This window comes from Streptomyces sp. NPDC054932 (assembly GCF_053610205.1).
This window is the reverse complement of the sequence record NZ_JBSGXU010000153.1, coordinates 1-19,866: the sequence shown is the minus strand read 5'-3', so window position 1 is coordinate 19,866 and position 19,866 is coordinate 1. Positions and strand designations below refer to the sequence as shown.

15 protein-coding genes are annotated in these 19,866 nt (G+C 73.0%); 8 read left to right on the top strand and 7 right to left on the bottom strand.

All coding sequences use genetic code 11. The features are described from left to right. Both manB and ACWGE1_RS30750 read right to left on the bottom strand, forming a co-directional pair. Nucleotides 1-961 (bottom strand): phosphomannomutase/phosphoglucomutase (gene manB, locus ACWGE1_RS30755; protein ID WP_453423734.1); only part of this gene is annotated, 961 nt, incomplete at its 3' end. Between the two features lie 79 nt (nt 962-1,040). Further along, nucleotides 1,041-1,490: a DUF3499 domain-containing protein gene (locus ACWGE1_RS30750; RefSeq protein WP_453423735.1), complete on the bottom strand. Its 450-nt coding sequence runs from the start codon at nt 1,488-1,490 to the stop codon at nt 1,041-1,043. 15 nt (nt 1,491-1,505) lie between these two features. On the opposite strand from ACWGE1_RS30750, the gene ACWGE1_RS30745 reads away from it, so the two are divergent. Then, nucleotides 1,506-1,985 carry a metallopeptidase family protein gene (locus tag ACWGE1_RS30745; protein WP_453423733.1) on the top strand — a complete coding sequence of 160 codons (480 nt, stop codon included), beginning with the start codon at nt 1,506-1,508 and terminating at the stop codon, nt 1,983-1,985. A 33-nt stretch (nt 1,986-2,018) separates the two neighbouring features. On the opposite strand, the gene ACWGE1_RS30740 is transcribed toward ACWGE1_RS30745, so the two are convergent. The 3 genes from ACWGE1_RS30740 to ACWGE1_RS30730 all read right to left on the bottom strand — a co-directional run bounded on the left by ACWGE1_RS30740 (nt 2,019) and on the right by ACWGE1_RS30730 (nt 7,688). Continuing rightward, the gene (locus ACWGE1_RS30740) at nt 2,019-3,503 is read right to left on the bottom strand and encodes a DUF5719 family protein (RefSeq protein WP_453423732.1); all 1,485 of its coding nucleotides are present in this window, start codon (nt 3,501-3,503) and stop codon (nt 2,019-2,021) included. Beyond that, on the bottom strand, nt 3,500-7,126 hold the full coding sequence (locus ACWGE1_RS30735) for a glycosyltransferase (RefSeq protein ID WP_453423731.1): 3,627 nt from the start codon (nt 7,124-7,126) through the stop codon (nt 3,500-3,502). Before ACWGE1_RS30735 ends, ACWGE1_RS30740 begins: the two co-directional genes overlap by 4 nt. 298 nt (nt 7,127-7,424) lie before the next feature. Then, complete coding sequence (locus ACWGE1_RS30730) at nt 7,425-7,688, bottom strand: WhiB family transcriptional regulator (protein WP_003983763.1); 264 nt, start codon at nt 7,686-7,688, stop codon at nt 7,425-7,427. A gap of 629 nt (nt 7,689-8,317) precedes the next feature. Here ACWGE1_RS30730 and ACWGE1_RS30725 point away from each other — a divergent pair. From ACWGE1_RS30725 to ACWGE1_RS30715, 3 genes are all read left to right on the top strand, one after another. Continuing rightward, a complete protein-coding gene (locus tag ACWGE1_RS30725; protein ID WP_453423730.1) occupies nt 8,318-8,851 on the top strand; it encodes a cysteine dioxygenase in 534 nt (177 codons plus the stop codon). A 129-nt stretch (nt 8,852-8,980) separates the two neighbouring features. Further along, entirely contained in the window at nt 8,981-9,940 is a 960-nt protein-coding gene (gene cofD, locus ACWGE1_RS30720; RefSeq protein ID WP_453423729.1) for a 2-phospho-L-lactate transferase, read from the top strand. Beyond that, on the top strand, nt 9,937-11,265 hold the full coding sequence (locus ACWGE1_RS30715; RefSeq protein ID WP_453423728.1) for a coenzyme F420-0:L-glutamate ligase: 1,329 nt from the start codon (nt 9,937-9,939) through the stop codon (nt 11,263-11,265). Before cofD ends, ACWGE1_RS30715 begins: the two co-directional genes overlap by 4 nt. Before the next feature lie 6 nt (nt 11,266-11,271). On the opposite strand, the gene ACWGE1_RS30710 is transcribed toward ACWGE1_RS30715, so the two are convergent. Beyond that, the gene (locus ACWGE1_RS30710; protein ID WP_453423727.1) at nt 11,272-12,267 is read right to left on the bottom strand and encodes a DNA-3-methyladenine glycosylase family protein; all 996 of its coding nucleotides are present in this window, start codon (nt 12,265-12,267) and stop codon (nt 11,272-11,274) included. A 162-nt stretch (nt 12,268-12,429) separates the two neighbouring features. Continuing rightward, nucleotides 12,430-13,818 carry a peptidoglycan recognition protein family protein gene (locus tag ACWGE1_RS30705; RefSeq protein WP_453423726.1) on the bottom strand — a complete coding sequence of 463 codons (1,389 nt, stop codon included), beginning with the start codon at nt 13,816-13,818 and terminating at the stop codon, nt 12,430-12,432. Nucleotides 13,819-13,957: 139 nt separating this feature from the next. On the opposite strand from ACWGE1_RS30705, the gene ACWGE1_RS30700 reads away from it, so the two are divergent. The 4 genes from ACWGE1_RS30700 to ACWGE1_RS30685 all read left to right on the top strand — a co-directional run bounded on the left by ACWGE1_RS30700 (nt 13,958) and on the right by ACWGE1_RS30685 (nt 19,818). Continuing rightward, complete coding sequence (locus ACWGE1_RS30700) at nt 13,958-14,707, top strand: TIGR03089 family protein (RefSeq protein WP_453423725.1); 750 nt, start codon at nt 13,958-13,960, stop codon at nt 14,705-14,707. A gap of 184 nt (nt 14,708-14,891) precedes the next feature. Then, on the top strand, nt 14,892-16,115 hold the full coding sequence (locus tag ACWGE1_RS30695; protein WP_453423724.1) for an LCP family protein: 1,224 nt from the start codon (nt 14,892-14,894) through the stop codon (nt 16,113-16,115). A gap of 221 nt (nt 16,116-16,336) precedes the next feature. Further along, the gene (locus ACWGE1_RS30690; RefSeq protein ID WP_453423723.1) at nt 16,337-18,064 is read left to right on the top strand and encodes an LCP family protein; all 1,728 of its coding nucleotides are present in this window, start codon (nt 16,337-16,339) and stop codon (nt 18,062-18,064) included. A 59-nt stretch (nt 18,065-18,123) separates the two neighbouring features. Further along, nucleotides 18,124-19,818 carry an LCP family protein gene (locus ACWGE1_RS30685; protein WP_453423722.1) on the top strand — a complete coding sequence of 565 codons (1,695 nt, stop codon included), beginning with the start codon at nt 18,124-18,126 and terminating at the stop codon, nt 19,816-19,818. Nucleotides 19,819-19,866 lie beyond the last annotated feature (48 nt).

The window sequence follows — 19,866 nt, the reverse complement described above, 5'->3', positions numbered from 1 at the left end:
TCGCCATCTCCTCCTTGATGAAGGAGTGACCGACACGGGTACGGACCGGCGTGCCGCCGTTCTCCCGGACGACCTCCGGGACGGACCAGGAGGTGATCAGGTTGTGGATCACGGTGCCGGTGCCACCGTTGCGGGCCAGCTCACGCGACGCGACCAGCGCCGTGATCGCCGACGGGGAGACCCCCGCACCGCGCTCGTCCACGATGAAACACCGGTCCGCATCCCCGTCGAACGCGATCCCCAGATCCGCACCCTCCGCCAGCACCCGCGCCTGCAGGTCCACGATGTTCTTCGGGTCCAGCGGGTTCGCCTCGTGGTTCGGGAACGTCCCGTCCAGCTCGAAGTACATCGCCGTCACATCCAGCGGCAGACCCTCGAACACCGTCGGAACCGTGTGACCGCCCATCCCGTTGCCCGCATCGACCACCACCTTCAGCGGACGGATCGACCCCAGGTCCACCAGGCCCTTCAAGTGCGCCGCATAACCGGGAAGCGAGTCCTGCTCCGTGACCGTCCCGGGAACCGTCCCCGCCGCAACCGCCGGAGCACCCCCGTCCGACCACTTCTCCACCAGCGCACGGATCTGCGACAGACCCGTGTCCTGACCCACCGGAGCCGCACCCGCCCGGCACATCTTGATCCCGTTGTACTGCGCAGGATTGTGCGACGCCGTGAACATCGCACCCGGCAGATCCAACGAACCCGACGCGTAATACAGCTGGTCCGTCGAGCACAGCCCGATCAGCGTCACATCCACACCACGCGCCGCCGCACCCCGCGCGAACGCCGCCGACAGACCCGGCGACGAAGGACGCATGTCGTGACCGATCACGACCGCATCCCCGCCCACGACCTCCACGAACGCGGCACCGAACAGCTCGGCCAGGGACTCGTCCCACTCGTCCGGCACGACACCACGCACGTCATACGCCTTGACGATGTTCGAAAGATCTGCGGCCACTGCCTGCCCTCCTGAAGGTCCTGTGCGGTTCAGCAAAACCTACCCTGAACCAGGAAGGGCTCTTCAGGCCACCGGAGCGTCAGGAATCGGGCGATCTCAGGACGCGCAGGTGTCCACGACGGGTCTCGCCGGTGGACTGGCCTCCCTGGCCGCGGCCGCCGGACTCGCCCGCGCGCCCCGGCGGGCGGGCGGCCTCGCGGACGGCGTTGGCGAGGGCTTCGAGGTCGTCGCCGCTGGGGCGGGACGGCCCCGAGCCGTCGGACAGGCGCACGACGTCCCAGCCCCGTGGGGCGGTCAGGCGCTCCGAGTGCTCGGCGCACAGGTCGTAGCAGTGGGGTTCGGCGTAGGTGGCGAGCGGGCCGAGAACTGCGGTCGAATCGGCGTAGACGTACGTCAGTGTCGCGACGGCAGGGCGGCCGCACGCAGTGCGCGAACAGCGACGTACAAGGCTCACGACGTTGGACGGTACCGCACTCTTGACCGGGCCGCGACGACTCCACCACCGCTCACTCCCCCGTGTCGTGCTCAGGGCTACCCTGCGGGGGTGACCGACAGCCCTCTTCCTCCCTGCCCCGCCGAGCCCCCCGCCGGGGCCCGGACCGAGCCCCGCGCGCGTCGGCGGGACCGGCACGGGCGCGGGATGCGCGGCCCGGTGGCCCCTCCTCAGGTGCCGCTCTCCGCGAGCCGCTCGGAGCTGTTCGGGGACCTCGTACGGGACTCCGTGGAGCGGCTGGAGCGGCGCTGGCCGCAGCTGTCCGAGGTGGAGTTCCTGATCGGTGACGTGCCCGGCCCACCCGGGGGCGCGGACGGCGGCTGGAACGACGAGGCGGTGCCGCTGGGCGCGGTGTCGGAGTCGCGCGAGGGGCGGCCGGCCCGGGTCGTGGTCTTCCGGCGGCCGGTGGAGATCCGTACCAAGACGCGGGACGAGAAGGCGATGCTGGTCCACGAGATCGTGGTGGAGCAGGTGGCGGAGCTGCTGGGGCTCTCGCCGGAGACGGTGGACCCCCGGTACGGCCAGGACTGACCTGCGGCGTACCGGGGGTGCTGCGTCATCCGGTCATCCGGTCAGGACGGAGAAGTCCTGGGCGGCCCTGGGGACCGCGACCGTGGAGTGGTCGTCGGAGAATCCCTGGACGGTGAACATCGGGATGCCCTCGTGCGGGAGCGACAGGGTGCGGGCCGCGTGGACGGGGCCGCCCGAGAGGGTCTCGACGGTGAGGGCGTAGGCGCCCTTGCCGCCCGCCGGGGCCAGGGGCAGCGTCTGCGTGGTGCCCGCCTTGACCGTGACCTCCTGGGAGGCCGGTTCGCCGCCGCCGGTGCCCGGCGAGGCGGTCACCTTGACCTTCGCGTCGGCGCCCGGGGCCGTCAGGGACAGCAGGGTGGTGTTCTCCTCGGGCCGGTTGTCGGCCACGGTCGCCCGTGCTCCGACCGGCCCGGTGGCGGGGATGAAGCCGAGCTCCTGCTTGGCGCCGCTGCCGCGGACCACCCGTACCGCCGCGACGACCGGGGCGGACTTCTTGGGGTCGGCCGGGGTCAGGAGCAGCGAGCCGGGCTCGCCGCGGGTGACGTCCTTCAGGTCCAGGACGGCCGTCATACCGGCCTTGACGTGCAGCTGCTCGTTGCCCGCCGGGCTGATGGTGCTGCCCGGTCCGGCCAGGCGCAGCTTCAGGTCCGCGTCCTCCTCGCCCGGTACGAAGACGACCAGCCGTACGGAGGCGGCGTCCGCCGGGATGCCCGGGAGCACGAGCGAGCCCGCCGGGTCGGCGGCGGCCGGCAGCCAGTCGGCTCCCACTCCCTCCTCGCCGACCTGCACGGATGCGCCCACACGGCCCGCGCGGGTCGTCACGTGGGCGGTGGCGTCCGCGAGCTGGGCGCCCGGGACGAGGGAGGAGAGCAGGACGGTCTTCGTGGACTTGGGGTCGACGCGGATGCTCTCGCTGGCGCCGGCGTCGGGCTTGGCCGGTCCGTCCGGGCCGAAGAGCTTGATGTCGACGATGGCCGCGGCGTCGTCGGGGTTGGTGAGGTGGACGTAGTCCTCTCGTCCCTTGGCGGTGCTCACCGCGGGGAACCAGAAGTCGGTGCCGGGCGCGGTGCAGCCGACGCCGAGCACGCCCCGGGCCCGGCCGACCGAGACCTTGGTGGTCAGCTGCGCGGTCCAGCCGGGGGCGAGGAACCCGTCGGCGCTGCCGGTGAGGGCGGGTGCGTCGGCGCCGCTGGCGGTGGCCCCGACGGGCTTGCCCGGCTCCTTGGGTTCCAGCACCGGCTTGGCGTCCTTGGTCGCACCGAGCAGCCGGGCCGAGCCCTTGCCCCCGCCCCCGGGGGCGCCGGGGGTGAAGGAGGTGTACGTGGTCTCGGCGATGTCCGAGGAGCTGGGCCCGGGGCACACGAGCAGGGACCGCTCCACCGGCATCCGGGCCGCGGTCGCGGCCTTGCTGTCGGCCGCCTTGCCGTCGGCGGCGGGCGCGGTGAGGGCGGCGACGCCGGTGATGGCGGCCAGGGCCGCGGTCACCGCCGCCAGCGTCAGGGGTGCGCGCTGCTTCACTGCTGGGGGCTCCCGTCCGGACGCGGGTCGTGCGGTGCGTGGGGGTCGTACGGCCGGTACGGCTCGTACGGGTAGGGGTACTGCTGCCGGTCCGGGTCCTGGACCGGCTGGTGGTGCGGCTGCTGCGGGTACGGGGCCTCGTAGGCCTGCTGTCCCTGCTGGTCGTACTGGGGGTACTGGTCGTACGCGGCGGGCTGCTGCTGGTCGTAGGCGTAGCCGCCCTGGTCGCCGTAGGCCTGGTAGGCGTACGTCTCCTCGCCGTACACCGGCTGCGCCGGGATCTGTGCGTACGGGTCGGCGACCGCGGCGGTCTCCACCGGTACGGGGGCCGGCCCGGCCTCGGCGCGCAGCCTGCGGGCGCGGCGGCCCTCGCCGGCCTCGCCCGGGCCCGGCTGGGAGGGGATCGCGGTCTCCTCCTCCGGCAGGTCGTCGTCGAGCTGTGCGCGGCGGCCGGGCAGGGCCATCACCAGCAGGACCAGGGCGAGCAGGCCCTGGGCCCAGTACCAGGCGGTCCGCAGCAGGGAGTCCTCGTGGACGAGGTCGAGGCGGCCGCCGTCGGCGGGCAGTTCGAAGCCCTGCGCCCAGCCGTCGAGGGTCTTCGGCTTGAGGGGCTTGCCGTCGAGGGTGGCCTGCCAGCCGGCGTCCGCCCGGTCGGCGATGCGCAGGACGCGGCCCGCCTCACCGGCGGGGATCTTGCTGTGGGCCTCGACGGGGCCGGCGGCGACCGGGATCGGGGCCTCGCCCTGCTTGCCGGAGACGATGACGGCGCGCGGCAGCCAGGGCTCGACGCCCCACAGGGCGGTGCCGTCCTGCTGGTGGCGGCGGCTGAGGCCCGGGGTGGCGTCGAGGACGCGGCGGATCTCCTCGGGCCCGCCGGGGCGGAACATGACGAAGCGGATGGCGAAGGCGCTGAGCTGGCTGGACTGGTCGGCGCCGGAGCCGGCGACGAGGTTGGAGACGACCTTGTCGAGGCGGGGGTCGCCGCCGGTGCGGGCGGTGATCTCCGCGTCGCCCATGTGGCCGCCGGAGCCGCGGACGAGGCTGTAGGAGACGGTGGCGGGCGGGTTCAGGTCGAGGATCAGGGTGCGGGTCTGGTTGTCGTCGCCGCTCGCGTCCGCGACGAAGGCCGGGACCTGTACGGGGTCGCGGCGCTTCAGCGGGCCGTCGGCGCCGGCGAGCATCCAGGTGGCGGCGGCGAGCAGCGGGCCCGCTGCGGCGGCCAGGGCGATCAGGGCGGCCACCGGCTGGCGCCAGCCGAAGCTGCGCGCGGCGACGCGTTCCCGGGCTCCGTCGGCGCCCAGGGCGGCGGCCGCGAGCAGGGCGAGTCCGTATACGAGGGTGGCGGGGCCGGCCCAGGCGGTGCGGTTGACGAGGACGGCCAGGAGCAGCGCGACCAGGGCGGTGGCCCAGGCCGTCCGGACGGCGAAGGCGCGGTCGGTGCGCAGCAGGGCGGCCAGGGCGGCGAGGACGATGCCGATGAGCAGCAGTCCGGCCCCGGTGCCGGGGCCGCCGGGGCTGATGGCGAGCAGGCCGAGGGCGTCGGCGGAGCCGGCTCCGTAGGGCAGTCCGGCCTCGTGCAGGAGGCGGCCGGGGTGCGTGAACAGGCCCAGCGACCAGGGGGCGAGGACGAGGAGCGGGACGGCGAGGGTGGCGAGCAGCCGCAGGCCGTACGCCTTCCAGTGCGTGCGGCGCAGGACGAGCGCGGCGGTCCCGAGGACGGCGGCGAGCGGCCACACGACGGGGGTGAAGGCGGTGGTGAGGGTGAGCAGCAGCGTGTACGTCCACACGGCGCGCCAGCCGCCCCGCCGGTCGGCGGCCTCCGCGCCGTCGCCGAGGGCGAAGGCGGCGACGGCGGCGCGGGCGGTGAGGGGGAGCACGACGGCGAGGACGGCGGTGCCGAGGCGGCCGCCGGCGAGGGCTCCGGTCACGGCGGGCAGGAAGGCGTAGGCGATGGCCGCCCAGGCGCGCAGCAGGCGGGATTCGACGAGCGGCCGGGAGGCGAAGTAGGCGGTGAGGCCGGCGAGCGGGACGGATCCGACGAGCACCAGGGTCAGGGCGGCCTGGGTGGAGCCGAACAGCAGGGTGGCGAGGGTGCCGAGGACGGCCAGGTAGGGCGGCGCGGCGGCGGTGGAGCCGGTGCCGACGGCGTGCCAGCCGTCGGTGTAGGCGCCCCACAGGTCGGAGCCGCTGCCGGGGGCGGGCAGCAGGGCGCCGCCCATGAGGGAGCCGCCGCCGATGAGGGCGCGGCAGGCGGCGAGGGAGACGAGCAGGAGGAGGCCGAAGAGGACGGGGGCGGGGTTGCGGGCGAGCCGCCGGAGGCGGGCGAAGCGCTCCTCGGCCACCGGGTAGTCGCCCTCTTCGCCGGGGGCGGTGAGGATGCTGCCTCCGCCGTGCCGGCCGGCGGGGGCGGTGTCGGTGTCGCGGTCGCCGCCGAAGTAGCCGGCCAGCTGTTCCGCATTGGCCCGCAGGGAGGCTCCCGGCGGGGGGAAGAGCGGGCGCAGTTCGGAGGCGGGGACGGCGGGGCGGCGGCGGGCCTTGCGGGCGGCGAGGAGGCGGCCGGGGCGGAGCAGGGTGGCGAGGAGGCCGGTGAGTTCGTCGACGGCCTGGCCGGGTGCCTTGCCGATCAGGTAGGCGAGGGTGCGCAGCACGGTGCCGAGCAGGACGCGCAGCAGCACGTAGGGCAGGGCGCGGCCGGAGCTGTTGGCGAGGATCGTGTAGACGGCGCCGGCCTTGTCGACGCGGTGCGGGCCGGCCGTGGTGCGGCCGGCGCAGTCGACGGTGCGGCGTTCGCGGGCGGATGCCTCGGCGTGCCGCAGGACGGCGTCGGGGGCGACGAGGACGGTGTGGCCGGCGCTCTGGGCGCGCCAGCACAGGTCGACGTCGTCGCGCATCAGGGGCAGGCGCCGGTCGAAGCCGCCGAGCTCGTCGTAGACGTCGCGGCGGACCAGCATGCCGGCGGTGGAGACGGACAGGACGGGGCGGACCTGGTCGTGCTGGCCCTGGTCCTGCTCGCGGCGGTCGAGGCCGGTCCAGCGGCGGCCGCTGCGGGCGATGGTGACGCCGGCTTCGAGGAGCTGCTTCTTGTCGTACCAGCCGCGCAGTTTGGGGCCGATGACGGCGGCGTCGGGGTTCTCTTCGGCGACGCGGAGCAGCTCGGTGAGGGCGTCGGGTTCGGGGGCGCTGTCGTCGTGCAGGAGCCAGAGCCACTGGACGGGTTCGCCGTGGGGGAGGTCGGGCAGGTCGTACGCGTCGTCGCGCCAGGTGCGGCCGACGGGGTCCCAGCCGCTGGGGCGCTTGAGGTACGGGAGCTCCTCGGGGGTCAGGGTGCCGGCGCTGCGCGCGGCTTCGTCGACCGCCGTGCCGAATCCGGTGCGGCGGGCGAGGTGCAGGACGCGGTCGTCACCGAGTGCCTCGGTGAGCAGTCGCGCGGATTCGTCGGCGCTGCCGGTGTCGGCGGCGACGTGGTTCTGCGCGGGGCGTTCCTGGCCGAGGAGGCCGGCGAGTGTCCGGGGCAGCCAGCGGGCGCCGTCGTGGGCGACGAGGACCGCGGTGACGACGTGCCGGGGGAACTCGGGTGTGGCTGAGGCCTGGTGGGAGGCCGTCGACTGGCTGTGCAGGGACATCGCGGTACGGGCCCTCCGGCCGGGGGTCCGGGGGTGGTGTGCCCTCGGAGGCTGCTGGACAGCGCCCCACCCTAACGGCTGCCACGACAGCGGTCCGCCTCCTGCGGGGAAGGTGCAGGAGGCGGACCGTTCGCCGTGCCGTGTGTCGTACTCGTTGTCCCGTTCGACGCACTGTCCGTCATGCGTCGCCGTGCGCTCTGTCGTGCGTTCTGCCAGGCGTTATGTCGTGCGTTCCGTTGTGCGTTCGATATGTCGTGCGATGTGCGGTGGATGTCTGACCGGTGGTGCTTCGGCCGCTTCAGACCGCTGCCTTTTTCAGGCGGCGGCGCTCCCGCTCGGACAGACCGCCCCAGATGCCGAATCGCTCGTCGTTGGCGAGGGCGTACTCAAGGCATTCGGAGCGGACTTCGCAGGCGAGGCAGACCTTCTTGGCCTCGCGGGTGGAGCCGCCCTTCTCGGGAAAGAAGGACTCGGGGTCGGTCTGGGCGCAGAGAGCGCGCTCCTGCCACCCGAGCTCTTCGTCCGCCTCCTCGACCAGCAGTTCCTGAAACAGCTCGGTCATGTGCGCCCCTCGCTCTGTCTGTGCGTCCCCGTGACGACGTCGTCACTGATTGCTACGTAACGACACGAGTGAAATTACAAGTGCGTGGCTCCGGGGCAGTCAAGCCGAGATCTGCTATTGGGCCCCTTATTCACTCTGCGGAACCAAGCCTATGCAGAAAGTGTTCATATCGCCAAAAATCGTGACACATGCCACCGGCACCGCAAGGATGCCGTCTTACCCGTATTCCACGTGCCACCTCGTGACGGGGTTGCGGCCCGGCCGGAGTTGCGGCGCAGATCACATTCAGGTCACGGATGTCGGGTTCGGGTTTGAGACTCGACACAGCGCCACATCCCCTGCCGCGCACTGCACAAACCTTTCTCCGTGCACGGTAACCGGATGAGGTGAAACTTTTACCCCAAACCGGACATTGGGTTGACAGTCAGGCCTCTGAGACGTTCTCCTTGTTCGCATGTCAGCGCCCGCAGCCGCCACCCGGACCCCCATTCGTGGGTTCCTGTGCGCTGCGCAGGTTCGCTGTTGCTGTTGCAGCTGTTGATGCCCGTGGAGCCCCGGCTCCTCAGAGCTCCGGCCCGCCCCCGCAGCAACCGCCAGCACGACTGACATCCGTCGAGGTACCCCCCACGATGAACAGCACGCACAGCGCCACCTCCGCCGCTCCCGCCACCGTCGAGAGCGACCTCCAGATCGCCGGCGACATCCTCGCCGTCCAGCACCTCCTCCAGCCCGCCCGGGAACACCCGGCCACCGTTGCCGAGTTCGCCGGGCTCGCCCGCTCCATCGCCGAGGACCGCGCCTCCTGGGAGCACCTCGTCCAGTACGACGCCACCACCCGCTGGTACCACCGGCTGCGCACCGGCCCCGGCTACGAGGTCTGGCTGCTCAGCTGGGTCCCCGGCCAGGGCAGCGGCCTGCACGACCACGGCGCCTCCTCCGGCGTGATGACCGTGCTGGAGGGCGAGCTCACCGAGCACACGCCCCGGTCCGGCCGGCTCACCCACCGCCCCGGCACCCAGCGCGTCCTCACTCCCGGACGCGCCCACGAGGTCGTCAACGACACCCTCGACGGCGCGGTCAGCCTGCACGTCTACTTCCCCGGCCTGACCGAGATGCCGATGCACAGCTGCTCCCCGGCCGAGTCCGCGTCCGTACCCGCCTGACCCGATCGGCCCGACATGCCCCGTGCGTCGCCCGACCACCACCCCTCCATGACAGCCTTCGGCTGACAGTCCCACCCGTCGCCCGACCACCACCCCTCCATGACAGCCTTCGGCTGACAGACTGTCTGCATGCGCATCGTTGTTCTGGCCGGCGGTATAGGCGGCGCCCGATTCCTGTCCGGACTCAAGTCGGCTGTGCCCGACGCTGACATCACGGTCATCGGCAACACCGGTGACGACATTCACCTCTTCGGGCTCAAGGTCTGCCCCGACCTGGACACGGTGATGTACACCCTCGGCGGTGGCATCAACGAGGAGCAGGGCTGGGGCCGCGCCGGGGAGTCCTTCACCGTCAAGGAGGAACTCGCGGCGTACGGGGTCGGACCCACCTGGTTCGGCCTCGGCGACCGCGACTTCGCCACCCACATCGTGCGTACGCAGATGCTCGGCGCGGGCTACCCGCTGAGCGCCGTCACCGAGGCCCTCTGCGACCGCTGGCAGCCCGGCGTACGGCTGCTGCCCATGTCCGACGACCGGGTCGAGACCCACGTCGCGATCACCGAGGCGGGCACCGGGGAGCGCCGCGTCATCCACTTCCAGGAGTACTGGGTCCGGCTGCGCGCCTCGGTGGACGCGGAGGCCGTCGTACCCGTGGGGGCCGAGCAGGCCAAGCCCGCCCCCGGCGTGCTGGAGGCCATCGCCGCCGCCGACGTGATCCTCTTCCCGCCGTCCAACCCCGTGGTCTCCATCGGCACGATCCTCGCCGTCCCCGGCATCCGGGACGCCGTGGCCTCCGCCGCGGCGCCCGTCGTGGGTCTCTCCCCCATCGTCGGGGGCGCGCCCGTGCGCGGGATGGCCGACAAGGTGCTCGCCGCGGTCGGCGTCGAAGCCACGGCCGCCGCGGTCGCCCTGCACTACGGGACCGGGCTGCTCGACGGCTGGCTGGTGGACACCGCGGACGCGGACGCGGTCGCGGAGGTCGAGGCCGCCGGGATCGGCTGCCGCGCGGTGCCGCTGATGATGACCGACGTGGAGGCCACGGCGGAGATGGCGCGCGCCGCGCTGGAGCTGGCGGAGGCCTCCCGGTGACGGAGCGGGCCGCCGGGCAGGCGTCTCGCGAGCACAGTCCCTCGTACGAGGTGCGGGCCGTCGACGGGATCCCGGAGGTCGGGCCCGGCGACGACCTGGCGAAGCTGATCACGACGGCAGCTCCCGATCTGCGCGACGGGGACGTCCTGCTGGTCACCTCGAAGATCGTCTCCAAGGCCGAGGGCCGCATCGTGCGGGCCGACTCGCGCGAGGCCGCGATAGACGCCGAGACCGTACGGGTGGTCGCGCGCCGGGGTCCGCTGCGGATCGTCGAGAACCGGCAGGGCCTGGTGATGGCCGCGGCCGGCGTGGACGCCTCCAACACCGCCCCCGGCACGGTGCTGCTGCTGCCCGAGGACCCGGACGCCTCGGCCGCCGCGATCCGCGCCGGGGTGCGCGACACCCTGTCCGTGGACGTCGGCGTGGTCGTGACGGACACCTTCGGGAGGCCCTGGCGCACCGGGCTGACGGACGTGGCGATCGGCTCGGCCGGCGTGCGGGTCCTGGACGACCTGCGCGGTGGCACGGACGCGCACGGCAACCCGCTGAGCGCGACGGTGGTGGCGACCGCGGACGAGCTTGCCGCCGCCGGGGACCTGGTCAAGGGGAAGGCGGCCGGGCTGCCGGTGGCCGTCGTGCGCGGGCTGGCCCACCTCATGGGCGAGGGCTCCTGCGCCCGGGACCTGGTGCGCTCACCGGCCGACGACATGTTCCGGCTGGGGACCTCGGAGGCCGTACGGGAAGCCGTGACGCAGCGCCGTACGGTACGGGCGTTCACGGCCGAGCCGGTGGACCCGGACGCGGTCCGGCGGGCGGTGGCGGCGGCCGTGACGGCCCCGGCCCCGCACCACACGACGCCGTGGCGGTTCGTGCTGCTGGAGTCCGAGGCCTCGCGGGTGCGCCTGCTGGACGCGATGCGGGACGCGTGGATCGCGGACCTGCGGGCCGACGGCAAGTCCGAGGAGTCCGTCGCGAAGCGGGTGAAGCGCGGGGATGTGCTGCGGGCCGCCCCGTACCTGGTGGTGCCCTGTCTGGTGACGGACGGCGCGCACCACTACGGGCATGCGCGCCGGGACACGGCGGAGCGGGAGATGTTCGTGGTCGCGATGGGCGCGGGCGTGCAGAACCTGCTGGTCGCACTGGCCGGGGAACGGCTGGGCTCGGCGTGGGTGTCCTCGACGATGTTCTGCCGGGACGTGGTGCGGGAGGTGCTGGAGCTGCCGCACGACTGGGACCCGATGGGAACGGTGGCGGTGGGACACCCGGCGGCGGCTCCGGCCGACCGGCCGGGGCGGTCCGCGGCGGACTTCATCGAGGTCCGCTGAGGCGGCTCACAGACGGCCGATGTCGCCGCGCGGCATCCGGGGCGAGCGGCGGGGCGGGGTGCGGCCCGCGAGGAGGATGAGGCGGGCCGCGCGGTGGCGCTGGCCGGCGTACGGGGCGAGGAGCTCCAGCATGGCGGCGTCGTCGGTGTCGCGGTCTCCCACGAGGGCGTAGCCGACGATGCCGGGCAGGTGGAGGTCGCCGGTGGTGATCGCGTCGGGGTCGCCGTTGCTGCGCTGGAGGGTTTCGGCGGAGGTCCACGGGCCGATGCCGGGGACGGCCTCCAGGCGTCGCGCGGCCTCGGCCGGGCCCATGGCGGCGGCTTCCTCCATGCGGCCGGCCGCGCGGGCGGCCCGGACGATGGTGGCGGAGCGCTTGGCGTCGACCCCCGCCCGGTGCCAGTCCCAGGACGGGATCATGGCCCAGGTGCGGGCGTCGGGCACGACGTACAGGTCCGGGCCCGGGCCCGGGGCCGGCTCGCCGTACTGCCGGACGAGGCGGCGCCAGGCGCGGTAGGCCTCGTCGGCGGTGACCTTCTGCTCCAGGACCGTGGGGATCAGGGATTCGAGGACCAGGCCGGTGCGGGTCAGGCGCAGGCCGGGGCGGCGGCGGTGACTGGCGTGCACGAGGCGGTGGCGGGGCACGAAGGCGGCGGGGTCGTCGCCCGCGCCGAGGAGCGCGGGCAGCTGTTCGAGGAACCAGTCGGCTCCGGGGCCCCATGCCTCGGCGGTGATCTCCGTGCCGATCCCGGAGACGCGCAGGGTGGCCGGGCCCTGCGGGGTGCGGGCGGTGCGCCAGACGGAGCCGTCGGGGGTGGTGCGGAAGGTGGGGTCGGCGGGGCCTCGGCGGAGGGGGCCGAGGGTGAGGCCGAGGTCGAGGGGGCCGTCGGGGGTCCAGCGGCGTTCCCTGGCCCCGGAGCCGGCGGCAGCGCCCCGGCCGGCGGGTACGTCGGTCCGGCCGCCGCGGACGGCGGCGCGGGTGAGGGGATCGAAGCGGCCGGCCATGCCCCGAGCGTAGCCCGGCCCGGCCGCGTCCCCCCGGGGCTCCGCCCCGCACCCCGCGCCTCGAACGCCGGAGGGGCTGGGTTCGGCGCGGGCGCGGAGTGCCGTGGGGGTGCGGGGTGGAGCCCCGGCGGCGCGCGCACGGCCCCTGCGGACCGCCGGAGGCTACGGGCGGCCCTGGAGCTTCGCCGATGCCTTGCGGGTGGAGCCCAGCTTGCCGTAGAGCTTCGTGCCCGGGCACTGGGTGGCGAAGCCGTCCCGGTGGCCGGAGATGACGTTCATCGACACCTTCTTGCCCTTGGGGAAGAGGTTGCCCCCGCCCGACGTCAGGGTCGTCTTCGCGCGCGGGTCCCGGCCGAAGAGGCCGAGCTTCCAGGCCGTGAGGCGGGCGACCGCGTCGACCGCCACCGCCGGCGGGGCCGTGGAGGTGAAGGTGCCCAGTACCGCGACGCCCATGCTGTTGGTGTTGAAGCCCATGGTGTGTGCGCCGAGGACCGCCTTGGAGACGCCGCCCGCGCGGCCCTCGTAGACCGTGCCGCACTTGTCGACGGCGAAGTTGTAGCCGAAGTCCCGCCAGCCGCTGCTGATCACGTGGTAGCGGTACAGGCTGCGCAGCACCGCCGGGGCGTCCTTGCAGGCGTAGTTGTTGCCGGAGGCGCTGTGGTGGACGAAGGCCGCCTTGACCGTGCTCGTGTAGACGAAGCCGGACTCGCGCAGGCCCTCGTCGGCGCCCCAGCCCTTGCGGGTGACGATCCGCGGGCGCGGGCCGATGTACGGGGCGGCGGCCGCGGTCAGCTCGCCGTCGCTCGCGAAGATCGCATCGGCGGTGGAGTCGGCCTTGTCGAGCGCGGTGATCTCGTTCGCGCCGAGCGAGGCGTGCGGGACGTTCGCGGCGGAGGACTCCGCCGTCGCCATCGACATGGCGGGCACCGCCACCTCGCCCTTGTCGTCGCCCACCGGGCCGGTGTTCTTGCCGTCGGACCCCGTGCCGGGGACCTCCGCACCCGGGTCGACGAGCTCGATCCGCATGCCCGTGGGCAGCCGGGAGGGGGCGCGGGTGGTCGGGGCGCCCGGTTCCGCCTGGACGCGGACCTCCACGCCGTCGGATTCGCCCACCCACAGCGGGGCGGTGGCACCGCGGATCCGGCGGGAGCCGCGTTCCGCCGCGTCGGGGTCGGCGGCGTGCTCGCTGTTGTGGGTCTCGACGTCCTGCCAGCCCGACCAGGTGGCGGTCCGGGTGGAGCGGGTGCGCACCTGGACCCGGCCGTGCAGCTCGGTGGCCGCGTCGTCCCAGACGACGCCGACCATCGAGAACGTCTCGACCTCGCGTGCGGTCAGGCCCTGCGTCTCGGGGCGGCCCGGCGAAGCGCTCATTCCGGGGACTCCGGGTGCCCGCGTCGCCGAGGGTCCCAGCGGGACCAGCGGCAGCGATTGGGTGGACCCGGCGGGGGTTACGGGGGCGGTCTCGGCCAGGGCGGGTGTGGGGAGCGCGAGAGGCAGGGCCAGTACGGCGGCCGTCGCGACGCCGATCGAGGAAGCAAGGAATCCACGCATGAAAAGGATGGTGAGCACCCGCACGGCCGGGCGCCATCCGAGAACTGACGCTCCGTCCGACATGGCCCGCGTGCCCCTCCCCCGTACGGAGGAGCCGGTGGCCCCCGTACGGGGGACGGGCCCGCGTACGCTGTGCCGGGTGAACGCCACTGACCGCACCCCTGCCGACCTGCTGCGATCCGCGCTCGCCGCCGATCCGGGCCGCCCGCTCGTCACCTTCTACGACGATGCCACCGGCGAGCGCGTCGAATTGTCCGTCGCGACCTTCGCCAATTGGGTGGCCAAGACCGCCAATCTGCTCCAGGGCGACCTGGGGGCCGAGCCCGGGGACCGGCTCGCGCTGATGCTCCCGGCGCACTGGCAGAGCGCGGTCTGGCTGCTCGCCTGTGCCTCGGTCGGGGTCGTCGCCGAGGTCGGCGGCGATCCGGCCGGTGCGGATCTCGTCGTCAGCGGGCCGGACACCCTGGAGCGGGCCCTGGCGTGCGGTGGCGAGCGGGTGGCGCTCGCGCTGAGGCCGCTGGGCGGGCGGTTCCCGCAGCCGCCGGCCGGGTTCGCCGACTACGCGGTGGAGGTGCCGGGGCAGGGCGACCGCTTCGCCCCCTTCGCACCGGTTGATCCCGATGGTCCCGCGCTGGTCGTCGGCGGCGAGGAGCTCACGTACACGGAGCTCGTGGCCCGCGCCCGCGAGGACGCGGCGAAGCTGGGTCTCGGCGAGGGCTCGCGGGTGCTGACCGGGCTCGGCTACGACACCTGGGACGGGCTCTCGGCGGGGCTGTACGCCGCGCTGGCCACGGGCGGGTCCGTGGTGCTGTGCCGGAACCTGGACCGGCTCCCGGCGGACGGGCTGGCGCAGCGGCGCGAGAGCGAGCGCGTCACCCACACCGTCTGATCGCCGACCGGACGCCTGTCACCCACACTGGTGAAATGCGGGTACGGGCGATTTGTCACCCACATGGCCCTAGACAGGCCCCCGCCCCCGAGCTGCTCCGGCAGCCCGGGGGGAGCATCGGCAGTGGCCGTGCCACCCGTACGGCCCACGGCCCAGAGTCGTAACGGCGAGGGGACGGACGCCAGTGACGGACAGCGCAGGCATACCGGGCGGCACCGCAGGGGCCGGGGGCGCGGGGCGGCCCCCGCGCAGCCGCGGGCGCCGGCGCCGGCTGCTGCGCCGGATCGGCCTCGGGGTGGTCCTCCTGGTCCTGGCGGGGACGGCCACCGGCTGGTGGCTCTACAACAAGCTCGACGGGAACATCACCGAGGACACCTCGGCCGCTGCCGAACTGAGGCGCTACGAACGCGAACGCCCGGCGCACCTGGCCACGGGGGCCCAGAACATCCTGCTCATCGGCTCGGACTCACGCTCCGGCAAGGACAACGCCCGGTACGGGCAGGACGGCGGCACCCAGCGCTCGGACACCACGATCCTGCTGCACCTGCCGAAGGACCGCAGGAGCGCGACCGCGGTGTCGATACCCCGTGACCTGATGACCGACATCCCGTCCTGCCGCCAGGTGGACGGGAGCCGCACCGCCGAACGGTTCGCGCAGTTCAACTGGGCGTTCCAGTGGGGCGGGGCCGCCTGCACCATCCGTACGGTCGAGCGGCTCACCGGAATCCGGATCGACCATCACATGGTGATCGACTTCGGCGGATTCAAGAAGATGGTCGACGCCATCGGCGGGGTGGAGGTCTGCCTCAAGGAGCCGGTGAACGACGCCGAGGCGAAGCTGCGGCTCGCCGCCGGGCGCCAGACCCTGCGGGGCGAGCAGGCCCTCGGCTACGTCCGCGCCCGCCACAGCCTGGGCAACGGCAGCGACACCGAACGGATGGACCGGCAGCAGCAGTTCCTCGGATCGCTCGTCAAGAAGGTGCAGAGCAACGGGGTGCTGCTCAATCCGGCCCGGCTGTACCCGCTGCTGGACGCGGCGACCTCCTCCGTGACCACGGACCCGGCGCTGGCCTCGCTGCGCGGACTGTACGAACTCGTGCGGGGCATGCGGGACATACCGACCGATCAGGTCAAGTTCCTGACGGTGCCCCGCAAGCCCTACGCGCCCGACCCGAACCGGGACGAGCTGGTCGAGCCCGACGCGGAGCGGCTGTTCCAGCAGCTGCGGACGGACAGGCCGGTCACGGTCACCCCGCCGAAGCCCACCCCGACCGCGACGACCGAGGCCGCCGGATCGGGCACGGAGGCCGGTACGGAGACCGGCGCCACCGACGAGGGAACCGTCACACCGCCGGTACCCGTCCCCACCTTCACCGGAACCACTGCGGGGAACGCCGACTGCCGGTAAAGCAATCCAAAAAGCCGGTGACCGAACCGAGCGGGATGGGCGGTTCACCCCGTTATAAGGGGAGTGGGTTTTGTCACCAGCATGGTTTGCGGCCGAACAGGGCGGATAAGGTGAGCGATCCGGTGCCCGGCCGGACCAGAAACGGGCACCAGCAGCCGGATCGTTGACCGTGCGCCCGGGGGAGGCGCATCGCGAGGCACCGACGGAGGATTCGAGCAACCGTGGATGCGCAGAGCCGTGGGCGGGCGGAAGAGATCGACCCCGCAGACCAGTGGGTGCTCAATCCCCGCACCGGCAACTACGAATTGCAACTGGCCGACTCCGCCGCGCAAGCGCGGCCCAAGGTCACCGCGCCCCGCAGATCGCGGTCCGCTCCCTCCGCCCCCACAGCCCCCTCCCCCGGGGTCCCGAAGCCGCGGCGCGGCGACGCCCCGCCCGGCGGCCGGCGCGGCGGACGCTCCCGCAAGGGCGGGGGCGGTGGCGGACGCCGCAAGAAGGCGCTGGTCATCACCGGCGGGACGCTCGCTTTCCTGCTGGTCGGCGGATCGCTGGCGGCGTACCTCTACTACGACCACCTGAACGGCAACCTCAGCGTCACCGACATCGCGGGCGCGGGCTCCGGCGGCTTCAAGAAGGACCAGGCCATCAACATCCTGGTCATCGGCACCGACAAGCGCAGCGGTGCGGGCAACGAGGGGTACGGGGACAAGGAGAGCGTCGGCCACGCCGACACCACGATCCTCTTCCACATCGCCAAGGACCGCAGCAACGCCACCGCGCTGTCCATCCCGCGCGACCTGATCACCAACATCCCGGACTGCCCGACGAAACAGCCGGACGGGTCGACGAAGGCGATCCACGGCTCGAAGGGGACCCGCTTCAACAACAGCCTGGGTCAGGAGGGGCGCGACGCGGGCTGCACGATGCGCACGGTGAAGGAGCTCACCGGCATAGAGGTCGACAACTTCATGATGGTCGACTTCAACGCGGTGAAGACCCTGAGCACCGCGGTCGGCGGCGTGCCCGTCTGCCTGGAGAAGGCCGTCGACGACGAGGACTCCAAGCTCAAGCTGCCGCAGGGTGAGCACCGGCTGTCGGGCGAGCAGGCCCTGGCCTTCGTACGGACCCGGCACGCCTTCGGCAACGAGAGCGACCTGGACCGGATCAAGACCCAGCAGCAATTCCTCGGTTCGATGATGCGCGAGATGAAGTCCAAGGAAACGCTGACCAGTCCGAAGAAGTTCTTCTCGCTGGCGGAGGCGGCCACCAAGTCGCTGACCGTGGACCAGGGTCTGGGATCCATCAACAAACTCACCGACCTTGCGGGCGAGTTGAAGAACATCGACCTCAAGAACATCACCTTCACCACCCTGCCGGTGCTCGACAACCCGGCCGAGAAGGTCAAGGCCACCGTCGTGGTCAACCAGGCCCTCGCCGATCCGCTGCTGCAGATGATCCGGGGGGACGTCTCGCTCACGGAGGTCGAGAAGAAGGAGCAGGCCGCCAAGGAGGCGGCCGACGCGGACTCCAAGGCCAAGCAGGACGCGCTGCTCCAGGGCAATCGCGCGGCCGCGGCCGACGTCCGGGTGAACATCTACAACGGCGGCGGCCCCAAGGGCTCCGCCTCCACCACGCTGAACTGGCTGCAGAACAGCAAGGGCATGTCCAGGGCCGGCAACCAGGGCAACGCGCCCGCGAAGGTCGGCGCCACGCAGCTGGAGTACGCGCCCAACCAGGCCGACCAGGCCCGGGCGCTGGCGGACATCATGGGCCTGCCGTCCACCGCGCTGAAGATGGGGACGGCGGACGCGGGGGCGAAGACACCGATGAAGCTGACGCTGGGTCCGGACTTCCAGCAGCCGGGCTCCCCGCTGTCGGCCCCGGTGCCGCAGCAGCTGCCCGAGGACGTGCAGCAGACACAGGCCGACAAGGCCGTGTGCGCCAAGTAGCAGGACTCCGCCGGTGACACCGGCACACTGTTGACCAAGAAGGATCTTGAGGGGGACGTGTGAGGCACAGCAGCGTGCGGGGGGAGGGGGCGAACTCCCGGGCCACCGAGGAGATATCCGACGGCGGGACGGGCGCGTCCGCCTCCGTTCCCCCACCACGGGGCGGCTCCAGAGCGGAGCGCCGGACGGCCGCCGGCCGCCCCGCCAGACGGGGCCGGCGGCGCGTGCTGCGCTGGACGGCCTCCGTGCTGTCCCTGCTGATACTCGGGACGGCGGCGGCCGGATATCTGTACTACCGGCACCTGAACGGCAACATCCAGACGGACGCGCTGAACCTCGGCGAGACCAAACTGGGCGGCTCCAAGCCCAACGCCTTCGGGCAGACCCCTCTGAACATCCTGCTGATCGGCTCCGACGCGCGCGACGACGAGGCGAACCAGGCCCTCGGCGGCGCCACGAGCACCTTCGGCGGCCCGCCGCTGGCGGACGTGCAGATGCTGCTGCACCTCTCCGCGGACCGCAGCAACATGTCGGTGGTCTCGATGCCGCGCGACACGATCCTGATGATGCCCAAGTGCACCGAGCCGGGCGGCAAGGTGCACCCCGCCAGCAAGGGCCTCGTACAGACCAACGAGTCCCTGCAGCGCGGCGGTCCGGGCTGCACGGTCGCCGCCTGGCAGGAGCTGACCAAGATCCCCATCGATCACTTCATGATGATCGACTTCAAGGGCGTGGTCTCGATGGCGGACGCCATCGGCGGCGTCCCGGTCTGCGTCGAGGAGAACGTCCACTCCCGCAACCGTGAGGGCAAGGGCTCCGGTCTGAAGCTGCCGAAGGGCACGTCCGTCATCCAGGGCGAGACCGCCCTGCAGTGGCTGCGCACCCGCTACGGCTTCGAGGACGGCACGGACATCGGCCGCACCCACGCCCAGCACCAGTACATGACCTCGATGGCCCGCGAGTTCCGCAAGAACGCCAAGCTCACCAACCCGGTGAAGCTCAACAGCCTGGCGCAGGCGGCCATCCAGGCCATGATCGTGGACCCCGGCCTGAACAAGATCGACAAGCTGTACGACCTGAGCATGGAGCTCAAGAAGGTGCCCCCGGGCCGGATCACCATGACCACCATGCCGTGGGTCTACAGCACCAAGCCCGGCATGGACGGCCGGGTCGAGCCCATGGCGGGCGAGGCCGAGGCCGTCTTCCGGATGGTCCGCGAGGACATCGCGCTCGACGGCAAGGGCTCCGGGACCCCGGCGGACGGCGCCTCGCCCTCGCCCGGCGTCTCCGCGTCCCCGGCCGCCCCGACCGCGGCCGCGACCACGGCCCCGGCCGCCGCCCCCGCGAAGATCACGCTGTCGGTCCGCAACGCCACGAGCGGCAAGGACGGCACCGAGACCAGGGCCAAGAACCGGGCGACCGAGGTCGCCGCGCTGCTGGCCGCCAAGGGCTTCACCAAGGCGGGCGCCGACACCCAGACCGGGGCCGAGGACACCACGGTGGTCCGCTACGCCACGGACGCGCAGGCGGCTGACGCGGGGGTCGTGGCCACCGCGCTGGGCCTGCCCGCCACCTCGGTGCAGAAGTCCGCCGACGTCCCCGGGATCACCCTGTTCGTCGGCAAGGACTGGCGGACCGGCAACGCGCCGACCCCGCCGCCGCCGGCCCCGACCGTGGCCCCGACCTCGGCCCACGCGCTCAACGGCGACAACGAGGGCGCCTGCATGGCCATCCAGCCGGGCTTCACCTGGTAGCAGGGCATACGGAAGGGGCCCGGCCGCGGTGGCTGTGACGTGCACAGC

Excerpts from the sequence above, each read along its gene's own strand:
- ACWGE1_RS30735 (WP_453423731.1), bottom strand. The coding sequence starts at position 7,126 with ATGTCCCTGCACAGCCAGTCGACGGCCTCCCACCAGGCCTCAGCCACA.
- ACWGE1_RS30730 (WP_003983763.1), bottom strand. The coding sequence starts at position 7,688 with ATGACCGAGCTGTTTCAGGAACTGCTGGTCGAGGAGGCGGACGAAGAG.
- ACWGE1_RS30725 (WP_453423730.1), top strand. The coding sequence starts at position 8,318 with ATGAACAGCACGCACAGCGCCACCTCCGCCGCTCCCGCCACCGTCGAG.
- cofD (WP_453423729.1), top strand. The coding sequence starts at position 8,981 with ATGCGCATCGTTGTTCTGGCCGGCGGTATAGGCGGCGCCCGATTCCTG.
- ACWGE1_RS30710 (WP_453423727.1), bottom strand. The coding sequence starts at position 12,267 with ATGGCCGGCCGCTTCGATCCCCTCACCCGCGCCGCCGTCCGCGGCGGC.
- ACWGE1_RS30705 (WP_453423726.1), bottom strand. The coding sequence starts at position 13,818 with ATGCGTGGATTCCTTGCTTCCTCGATCGGCGTCGCGACGGCCGCCGTA.